Source organism: Betaproteobacteria bacterium, assembly GCA_016791345.1.
Classification (GTDB): Bacteria; Pseudomonadota; Gammaproteobacteria; order Burkholderiales; family JAEUMW01; genus JAEUMW01.
Genome location: JAEUMW010000319.1, coordinates 1 through 9,268 on the forward strand (window position 1 = coordinate 1; position 9,268 = coordinate 9,268).

A 9,268-nucleotide genomic window follows, 5' to 3' on the forward strand; every position below is an offset into this window, starting at 1 on the left:
AAGGGCGCGGGGAAGATCGGTCTCACCGGTCCGCGCCCGCGGCTCGCCCTGGACGTGACCGCGCCCGTCATCCAGCTCGACGACTTCCCGCTGCCGGAACGTCTCGCCGACGATCCGGAGCCCACCCTGACGGCGGCCGGCCTTCGCGCCACGGCCCGCGGCGTGGCACGGCGCACCGAGCGCCTGCTGAACGCGCAGTTTCTCCAGCGGTTCAATGTCGCCATCGACGCGCAGGTGAAGGAAGTGCTGTCCGGCACCGACCGGCTCGTCGACGGTCACCTCCGCATCCAGGTGGACGACGGACATCTGTACCTGGGCCCCGCGCGGGTGAACCTGCCCGGCGGCACCCTGACGCTGGCGCTTGCCTACGATCCGAAACCGTCCGAGGTCGACTTCAAGGTCGGTGCCTACGTCGACCGTTTCGACTACGGCATCATCGCGCGTCGTCTGCGGCGCGGCGAGGACGTGCGTGGGCTGATCAGCGCCCAGATCGACCTCGCCAGCCGTGGTCAGTCGCTCGACAGGATCATGCAGCATGCGGACGGCAAGGTGGATTTCGTCATCTGGCCGGAGGAACTCGGTGGGCGCATCTTCAACCTGTGGTCGGTCAACCTGCTGCTGGCGGTCCTGCCGATGATCGATCCCGGCGGCGAGGCGCACGTGAACTGCATGGTCGGCAGGTTCGATCTGCGCGACGGCGTGGTGACCGACGACAAGATGCTGATCGACACCACCCGCGTGCGCGTGCGTGGCACCGGTCACGCGAATCTCCGGACGGATGACATCGATCTCGTCTTCCGCCCGCGCGCCAAGGGCCTGGCACTGTTCCGCCTGCAATACCCGCTGCGCGTCACCGGCACGCTCACCGACTACAGCATCGGCATCGACCGTCGCGAGATCATCCCGGCGACGCTCCGCATGCTGGCCTCGCCGATCCTGGTGCCGTGGGAACGGCTCACCCGCGGTCCGCTGCCGCGTGACGGCGCGGATGTGTGCACCGACCCCATGCGACAGTAAGGCTCAGGGTCCGGCGAACGGCTGCGCATCCCCGTCGTCCGGCAGGAAAGTCGAGAGCAGGGCTTCGAGGCGTACCGGGCGCACCTGCGGCGATGTCACCGCGAGGTTGCGTCCGGTCGGGCCGGAGGGGTGGTCGATGCCTTCGGCCACCCGCTCCAGGACGTACGGGAAGAACGGATTGGACGGCAGCCGCGTCAGGAAATCCTGATCCACGACGAGCGCGCCGCGCTCGCCGCGTGCCTCCAACGCGCCGAGGCTGAAGCCGAATTCGTCGCGCGTTTTCGGATCCGGACGCATGCCGTAGAGCGGATCGTCCATCGGGATCGGGATCGACAGGTGCGACAGCGAGAATATGTCCTGCGGATAAGGCAGCGTGAGCGGACGCGCGACGGCTTCCAGCTGTCCGGGCGCGATGCTGCGTTCCACCGTCGATTCGCTGTCGTCGTTCGCGTTCGCGATCGCCGTGAAGCGATAGGTCTGCGGCGTGGTCGGCGTCAGCCGCTCCAGGGCGACGTACGACGAAGGCCGCAGCAGCGGGCCGAATTTCACCGTCCGGTTGACATCGAAGAGCACGATCTCGCTGCCGTTGTCGGGGAGGTTCTCGTAGAGCGCCGTGAGGATCGCCGGCGTGCTGACGGTGAAGTCGATGACCGACTGGAACGTCAGCACCGGCGGCAAGCGGTTGAGCAGGCTCGCGCGCGCCATGCGCTGGATCTGCGCCTGCAGCGCGTCGGTCAGTCGGAACGACTGGCGGGCACCGTTGACGGGAAACGAGTTGTACTTGAACGGGTTGAATTCCGGCACCACGCTGAGCCAGGCGGCATTGGCGAACGGCGGCAGGATCGCCGGCAGGCCGGCGAGTCCGGCAAAGCGGGCAAAGCGCGTGATCCCGATCATCGGCGTGAAGAGCACGATGCGGCTGGCTTGCGGCAGCTTCGGATCCTCGATCGCATCGAGCGCGTACTTCATCGCCAGCGCGCCGCCGTTCGAGAAGCCGACGAGATGCAGCGGCGCCGGCGCCGGGACGCGACGGCGGGCCTCGCGCACGGCGAGCCGCGTGGCCGCCATCCAGTCTTCCCAGCGCACGTCGGTCAATCCCGCCGGCACGGTGCCGTGGCCCGGCATGCGCACGCCGAACACGAGGTAGCCGTGGTCGCGGTAGAGCCTGGCGATGTGCCGCAGGCTGTACGGCGAGTCGGTGAGCCCGTGCAGCAGGACGGCGGTGCCGACCGGAGCGCCATCCGGTTCCAGCACGTAAGAGCGGTTCCAGTTCTGCGCAAAGCGCGCGGGATAGACCGGGCTCTGCTCGAAGTAGCGGTTGATCGGCGCGCGCGCGTCGGGCGGCAGCTTCTGGCTGACTTCCCTGCGCACGCTGTCGAAGATTACATCCTCCTGCGCGAGATAGCGCGCCCAGTCGGCCTGGTCGAGCTCGGCTGCGCGCAGCTCGGTCGGCACGAAGGTGTGCCACGGCTGCAGCGACGGGCCACTCAAGGCGCGGTACGAGCGCATCGCGAGAAAGCCCGCGAGGGCGAGGACGATCGCGATCAGGAGCCACTTGAGGGTGCGCTTTACCGCCGTTTTCACGCGCTTGCCTGGGGGAGTAAAGCGGTGGTGGTGCTCATCGGGTCGACACCGGGGTGGCAGCGCGTGCGGCAAGCCAGGCATCGGCAACCGGCGACCAGGGCAGGTTCACGCCGGCGCGGGCCGTGCGCGTCTGGATGCGCGACACGGCGGCACTTTCGACCGCGTGCTTGCCGTCGAACAAGAGCTGCAGCATGCGCTCGACCTGCTCGGGCGGTACGTCTTCGCGCGTGATGAGCAGCGCGGTGGCGGCCAGTGTCGGGATCGGCGTCGTCTGTCCCGGGTAGGTCTCCGACGGCATCGTGATCGGCACCAGACCGCCGGCGACGAGTTCGCTCGACGGCCCGATCGGCACCCAGGCGAGCGGGGTCGCGGCGGCCAGACGCTGCACCGCCTGTGCCGGTGCGTGCACGGTGACGAAGAACGCGTCGATGCGGTCCTCGGCGAGTGCACGGGTCGTCTCGGTGAGCGGATCGGCAAGGGTGGTCGCGAGCATTTCCTCGGTCACACCGTTCGCCGCCAGTATCGCCAGCGCGTTGGCGCGCGTGCCGGAGCCGACCGGCCCGAGGCCGACGCGCCGGCCCTTGAGGTCGCTCACGCTCGATATGCCGGACTTTGCCCTGGTGACGAGCTGGATCGTCTCGGGAAAGAGGCTCGCCACCGCACGCAGATCGCGTTGCGGAGCGCCCGCGAAACGGCCGGTGCCGGAATAGGCGGCCGCAGCGATGTCGTTTTGCACCAGTGCAAACTGCGCGCGGTTGTCGGTGAGCAGGCGGATGTTGCCGACGCTGCCCGCGCTCGGCTCCGAGGCGAGTGCGATGCCGGCCGCAGCGGCCCGGGCTTCAAGCGCCGCCAGCGTTTCCTGGTAGGCGCCGCCGGGCGGACCGCCGGCGACGACGATCTCGTCCGCCTTCTGTTGCAGACGCAGGCGCGCGGCGTGATTGGTGCGCTGAAACTCCTCGACCAGGATGGCTTCGCGATCGCTGTCCGCAAGGCCGGGCGCGCGCGGGAGCATCAGGAGTTTGCCGAGCTTCGCGTACTCTGTTTGCGCCGGTGAAGGCGGCGGCATCTCGTGGGGCTGCTGCCGCACGGAAGAGACGAGGGCTGCCGCGGGAACCTCTGCCGCAGCCGCCGCAGGCGGCGGCGCCAGTGCTACCAGCGTCCACCGATCGCCCTGCTTCTGGAAGGCGGCGCTGCCGTAGACACCGAGAGTGTCGCCGGCACGGTTGCCGCCTTCCTTCAACCCGAGCACGCCCTTCGGTCCCGCCCCCAGAAGTGCCGCAAGAGAGGAGACACTGTGCGCGTTCCAGTTCGTGAAATCGTAGTCGCGGACGAACTCGAGCTCGGCATTGAAATACTTGAGGCGACCGTCGGGTCCGCTCAGTGTCGCGCTGCCGGCCGGCACGAGCGACTTCACCGTCAGCACGTGTCCACCCAGTGCGGCGTCGAGCTGCGCCTGCAGCGCCTCGCGCACGTCGACGGCGTCGGGTCCGCGGTTGCATCCGGCGGCGAGCAGCAGCGCTGCCGCGACTGCCAGCAGCGCCCACGCACGCGCGATACGCGTCACCAGCCGAACCATGGCAGCGACAGGAAGCCCTGAATGGTCAGCGCGTTCGCAATGTCGATCAGGAATGCGCCCATGATCGGGATCAGCAGGAACGCGAGCGGGGAATGACCGTGGCGGTCGGCCACGGCCTGCACGTTCACCATCGCCGTGGCAGTCGAACCCATGCCGAAGCCCAGGTGTCCGGTGGCGAGCAGCACCGCATCGTAATTGCGCCCCATGAAACGGAAGGTGACGAACGTCGCGTACGCGAGGAGCGCGGCGGTCTGCGTGAGCAGGATCACCAGCATCGGCCCGGCGAGATCGACGAGTTCCCAGAGCTTGAGCGTCATGATGATCATCGCCAGGAAGAGCGAGAGCGCGAGCGTCCCGATCAGTTCCAGCGCCTGATCGTTGACGCGATAGAGGCCCGTCAGCGAGAGCAGGTTGCGCAGCACGACGCCGACCAGCAGGGCCCAGATGAAGGTGGGGAGCGTGAACGCGCCCTGGCCGAGCCAGCGGTAGAGGGCGAAGCCGACAGCCATCGACACGAACACGAAGAGCAGCGTCTCGATCAGCTCGAAGGCGGTGAGCGGCGCGACCTGTGGCACCTCGGGGACCGCGACGGCAGCGGCTGCGGGGGGGCTTTCGCCCGGACCATGCACGCCATAACGGCGCATGAGCCACGCGGCGAACGGTCCGCCGAGCAATCCTCCTGCGACCAGACCGTAGGTGGCGGCGGCGATGCCGAGTTCGATCGCGCCCTGCAGGTTGCGCTCCTCGATGAACTTCTGGCCCCAGGCAGCGGCGGTGCCGTGTCCTCCCGAGAGCGTGATCGAACCTGCCAGCAGGCCGTTCGCGGGATGCAGGTCGAACCCTTTCGCCAGGCCGACGCCGATCGCGTTCTGCATGAAGAGCCCGCCCACCACGATCACGAATAACACCAGCAGGAGTCTTCCGCCCTTCGCGAGCGAGCGGGCATCGGCCGACAGCCCTACCGTCGTGAAGAACATGACATTGAGTGGACTCAGGAGAGCCGGATCGAACTCCACCTTCACGTCGCCGACGCCGCGCGCCACGGTGATGATCACCGCGAAGAGCATGCCGCCGACGACGGCGTCGGGAATGCTGTACTTCGCAAGAAACGCAACGCGCTGCGTGAGTGCGCGGCCGAGCACGAGCGCCGCCGAGGCGAGCGCGAGCGTGGTGAAGATGTCAATGCTGAACTGCATGTGCCATGAACCGGGCGACGCCCGACGGCATCGCGACGATGCCATTCCTTTTTTCTACGTGTTTCCGCATCGACCCGTCCGCGTTGTTCTGTTTCCCGCATGATAGCCAAAATCCGCCGCGGCCGTGGCTCGACCTTGCGTGCACGGCGTGGTTAAATACGCGGCGTTTGCGCGTGGCGCCTCCTGCCTTCGCGTTCCGAAGAGAGAACCATGCGATTCGTCTACATCGCGCTCATCGTCGTCGTCACCGCGATCGTCGCGCTTTTCAAGTTCCAGAATCTGGAGACGGTGAACGTCTCGCTGCTTGGTGCGAGCTTCACCCTCCCCGTCTCGATGCTGCTCCTCATCGTCTATGTTCTCGGCATGCTCACGGGAAGTTCGCTTCTGGCGCTGCTGCGCAGCCTCGTCACGCGCGCGGGGCGGCGCTACCGGTGAACCGCGCGTGCCGCCGACACCCCAGCGATCCGCTCAGTCCCGCCAGCGCGTTCGTGCCGCGGGATCGGTCGACCGCTTGACCACCGCCGCCGGAGGCATCGCATGATCGGGCTCATCGGTATCCTCGTCGCACTCGGCGTCCTGATCTGGCTGTCGTTCCGCGGCTGGAGCGTCCTCATCCTGGCACCCGGTGCCGCCCTGATTGCTGCACTGGCCGCGGGCGAACCGCTGCTCGCGCACTGGACGCAGACGTTCATGCGGGCTGCCGCCGGTTTCATCGCGCAATTCTTCCCGCTGTTCCTGCTCGGCGCGCTGTTCGGCAAGCTGATGGACGACAGCGGGTCGGTCAAGGCGATCGCACACTTCATGACCGGCAAGCTCGGGCCGCAACGCGCGGTGCTCGCGGTGGTGCTGGCCGGCGCGCTCGTGACCTATGGTGGCGTGAGCCTCTTCGTCGCCGTTTTCGTGCTGGCGCCGATGGCGCAGGCGCTGTTCCGCGCGGCGGACATCCCGAACCGGTTGGTTCCCGTCGCCATCATGCTCGGCACCGCAACCTTCACGATGTCGGCACTGCCCGGCACGCCGGCGATCCAGAACGCCATTCCGATGCCATTTTTCGGCACGACGCCCTTCGCGGCGCCGGGACTCGGCATCATCGGCGCGGCCATCATGCTCGGTTTCGGTCTGTGGTGGATCGGTCGGGGCGAGGCGGCTGCGCGCCGCACCGGCGAAGGCTTCAAAGGCCCGCGCAAGCCGGCGGAGGATGCGACCGAGGATCTGCTCGTGCGCGAGCGCGCGACCACCGCAAGCACGTTCGATCCGGCAGAAGCCCGCCACGGTCACGCGAGCGTCGAAGAGCCTGGCGCACTTGTGGCCATACTGCCGCTCATCGTGGTCGTGCTCGTGAACCTCCTGATGTCGATGTTCGTGCTGCCGCGACTCGACACGAGCTTTCTCGCCGAGGCGCGCTGGGGCGAGACGCCGCTGTCGGCAGTGAGCGGCGTGTGGTCGGTCATCGTCGGTCTCACGTCTGCGATCGTCATCCTGGTCGTGCTCAACCGCAAGCGACTCCCCGCATTGCGCGACACGTTCGACGCCGGTGTCAATGGTTCCGGATTGCCTGTCCTGAGCGTGGCGAGCCTGGTTGGTTTCGGCGCGGTGGTCGCGGCGATGCCTGCCTTCGCGCTCGTGCGCGACTGGGTGTTGTCGATCGAGGGTGGTCCGCTGGTGTCGCTCGCCGTGGCGACCACCATACTGTCTTCGCTCACCGGCTCCGCGTCGGGCGGCATGAGCATCGCACTCGACGCCCTCGGCGCAACTTATCTGCAACTCGCCGCGGAGGTGGGGCTCGATCCGGCGGCACTGCATCGGGTCGCGGTGATGAGTGCAGGCACGCTCGACACGTTGCCGCACAACGGCGCCGTCATCACCATGCTCGCCGTGTGCGGATCGACGCACAAGGAAAGCTATTCCGACATCGTCATGGCCGGCATCGTCGGCCCTCTCATCGCGCTCGTCGCCGTGATCGTGCTGGGCTCCGTCTTCGGTTCGTTCTAGGCGCCCGGGTCGGACTGCACCCGGAAGCTTTGGCCGGCACAGTGTTGGGCATGCGGCTTGCTGAACCGAGCCTCGTAAAGGCAAGGGAGGCAGCCATGAAAGCGGCACAGCCCGAACACAATTCCCACACCCGGCGTCGCGTCCGCGGCGGTGCGCGACCGCGTGGCTTCAGCTGCGCTGACCTCTGCGCCGAATCGCACGCGCATCGCGGCAGTGGCGGTCGCAGCGAGGAGAACGCCGACCTCGGTTTCCGTCCCGCCTTCCGCGACGATGCCACCGGCGAGATCTACGCCTCGTGCTTTCGCGATGGTCGACCGGCGCCCATCCACCTTTACGACGGTCTACCGGACGACGTCGTCCTCGCCCGCAGCGCGTTGGGCCATGTCAGCGCGGTAAAGCCAACCCTCGTCTCCGGTTTCCTTCGCTGCGGACGCTTCTACACTCGTGAGGAAGCCGCGACGGTCGTTCGACAGGCGCTGCCGGCGGCTGCCTGAAAAACCCCGCCGTGCTTCGCGAGGGCGTCCCCGTGAAGCCTCCCCGCGGCGTGATAGATTCTTGACACTTCCGTGAGCGGGTGGTGACCCGCCCGGACGAGACTCGTGCACATCGGGTTCCACGATCGGGGCCTGGCAGCGAGGAACGACGGAACGTGGATCTGCTTCTGCAACGTGTGGCTGGACGCGCCGCTCTGTTCGACGGGCTGCGGCAGCGGCGCCGAGTCGCCGACGGCGCACTCTGGCTGGTGCTGCTCTTGTTGCCCGGATCACTCCTGCTACTGCCCGTCTGGCTCTGGTGGAGGCGCCGCGGCCCGCGGTGAGCGCGCGCCCGCGTGGCCGAGTGCGGGGTGACCCGCTATGCTGGATGCCTGCGGGAGCGCACGGGGAGGCAGCATGCAACGCAATGTGCTCGTGATCGAGGATCAGCAGGACATCGCCGAGCTGGTGAAGCTGCATCTGGGCGATCTCAACTGCGACGTGCGGCTCGCGTTCGACGGCATCGCGGGTCTCGCCGAAGCGCAGTCCGGTCAGTACGACCTCATCATCCTCGATCTCATGCTGCCTGGTCTGGACGGCCTGGAAGTGTGCAAGCGGGTGCGGGCCGGCTCGCGCTACACGCCGATCCTCATGCTCACCTCGAAGTCGTCGGAGCTCGACCGCGTGCTCGGACTGGAACTCGGCGCCGACGACTATCTCACCAAGCCTTTCAGCGTGCTCGAACTGCTGGCGCGCGTGAAGGCCATCTTCCGGCGTTGCGATGCGCTGGCGCCGCTCGCTGTGGGTGAGGCGCCGAAGACGATCCGTGCCGCCGACCTCGAGATCGACCCCGAGAAGCGCGTCGTCACGCTCGCCGGGCGGCCGGTCGAGCTGACCGCGAAGGAGTTCGACCTGCTCGCGCATTTCGCGCGCAATCCCGGGCGTGTGTACAGTCGCGGGCAACTGCTGGACGCGGTCTGGGGCTACAGCCACAGCGGCTACGAGCACACGGTCAATTCCCACATCAACCGCCTGCGCACGAAGATCGAGGCCGACCCGGCGAAGCCGCGCTACATCCTCACGGTCTGGAGCGTCGGCTACAAGTTCAACGAGAATCCCGGACCCTGAAACCGCGCGCGATGCGGCTCAACTCGCTCTACGCGAAGCTTGCAGTGTCGCTCGCGCTGCTCTTCGCAGTGCTGGGCGTGCTCTTCTTCGTCATCATGCGCTACTCGCTGGCCGAGTACCGCGATGCGGTGAGCCAGGAGCTCAATCGCGACGTGGCGACTGAAGTGGCGTCCGAGATCCGCGACGCCGTGAGCGATCCGGTGGCGCTCAAGCGGCGGATCGAGTCGCTCATGCACTTGAATCCCGGCATCGAAGTCTACGTCGTCGACATGTCCGGTGCGATCCTCGCGTTCTCCGCCGCG

9 protein-coding genes are annotated in these 9,268 nt (G+C 67.6%); 6 read left to right on the forward strand and 3 right to left on the reverse strand.

The window, feature by feature from the left end; genetic code table 11:
- Positions 1–1,017, forward strand: a 1,017-nt coding sequence (locus JNK68_12615; protein ID MBL8541198.1) for a hypothetical protein, incomplete at its 5' end; no start/stop codon positions are given.
- Positions 1,018–1,020: 3 nt separating this feature from the next.
- Here the strand turns inward: JNK68_12615 and JNK68_12620 are convergent.
- From JNK68_12620 to gltS, 3 genes are read right to left on the reverse strand one after another with little or no spacing between them, the layout of a single operon-like run.
- Positions 1,021–2,682: an alpha/beta hydrolase gene (locus JNK68_12620; protein MBL8541199.1), complete on the reverse strand. Its 1,662-nt coding sequence runs from the start codon at positions 2,680–2,682 to the stop codon at positions 1,021–1,023.
- Complete coding sequence (locus tag JNK68_12625) at positions 2,636–4,177, reverse strand: TAXI family TRAP transporter solute-binding subunit (protein MBL8541200.1); 1,542 nt, start codon at positions 4,175–4,177, stop codon at positions 2,636–2,638. The genes JNK68_12620 and JNK68_12625 overlap by 47 nt, the downstream gene beginning before the upstream one ends.
- Positions 4,162–5,373 carry a sodium/glutamate symporter gene (gene gltS, locus JNK68_12630; protein MBL8541201.1) on the reverse strand — a complete coding sequence of 404 codons (1,212 nt, stop codon included), beginning with the start codon at positions 5,371–5,373 and terminating at the stop codon, positions 4,162–4,164. Before gltS ends, JNK68_12625 begins: the two co-directional genes overlap by 16 nt.
- 210 nt (positions 5,374–5,583) lie before the next feature.
- On the opposite strand from gltS, the gene JNK68_12635 reads away from it, so the two are divergent.
- From JNK68_12635 to JNK68_12655, 5 genes are all read left to right on the forward strand, one after another.
- A complete protein-coding gene (locus JNK68_12635) occupies positions 5,584–5,808 on the forward strand; it encodes a DUF1049 domain-containing protein (GenBank protein MBL8541202.1) in 225 nt (74 codons plus the stop codon).
- A 105-nt stretch (positions 5,809–5,913) separates the two neighbouring features.
- On the forward strand, positions 5,914–7,365 hold the full coding sequence (locus JNK68_12640; GenBank protein MBL8541203.1) for a GntP family permease: 1,452 nt from the start codon (positions 5,914–5,916) through the stop codon (positions 7,363–7,365).
- Between the two features lie 95 nt (positions 7,366–7,460).
- On the forward strand, positions 7,461–7,859 hold the full coding sequence (locus JNK68_12645) for a hypothetical protein (protein MBL8541204.1): 399 nt from the start codon (positions 7,461–7,463) through the stop codon (positions 7,857–7,859).
- A 396-nt stretch (positions 7,860–8,255) separates the two neighbouring features.
- The gene (locus tag JNK68_12650; GenBank protein MBL8541205.1) at positions 8,256–8,966 is read left to right on the forward strand and encodes a response regulator transcription factor; all 711 of its coding nucleotides are present in this window, start codon (positions 8,256–8,258) and stop codon (positions 8,964–8,966) included.
- A gap of 11 nt (positions 8,967–8,977) precedes the next feature.
- Positions 8,978–9,268 (forward strand): sensor histidine kinase (locus tag JNK68_12655; protein ID MBL8541206.1); only part of this gene is annotated, 291 nt, incomplete at its 3' end.

Bases quoted from the DNA above. Each gene is read 5' to 3' on its own strand.
- JNK68_12620 (MBL8541199.1), bottom strand. From the start codon at position 2,682: ATGCCTGGCTTGCCGCACGCGCTGCCACCCCGGTGTCGACCCGATGAG.
- JNK68_12625 (MBL8541200.1), bottom strand. From the start codon at position 4,177: ATGGTTCGGCTGGTGACGCGTATCGCGCGTGCGTGGGCGCTGCTGGCA.
- gltS (MBL8541201.1), bottom strand. From the start codon at position 5,373: ATGCAGTTCAGCATTGACATCTTCACCACGCTCGCGCTCGCCTCGGCG.
- JNK68_12635 (MBL8541202.1), top strand. From the start codon at position 5,584: ATGCGATTCGTCTACATCGCGCTCATCGTCGTCGTCACCGCGATCGTC.
- JNK68_12645 (MBL8541204.1), top strand. From the start codon at position 7,461: ATGAAAGCGGCACAGCCCGAACACAATTCCCACACCCGGCGTCGCGTC.
- JNK68_12650 (MBL8541205.1), top strand. From the start codon at position 8,256: ATGCAACGCAATGTGCTCGTGATCGAGGATCAGCAGGACATCGCCGAG.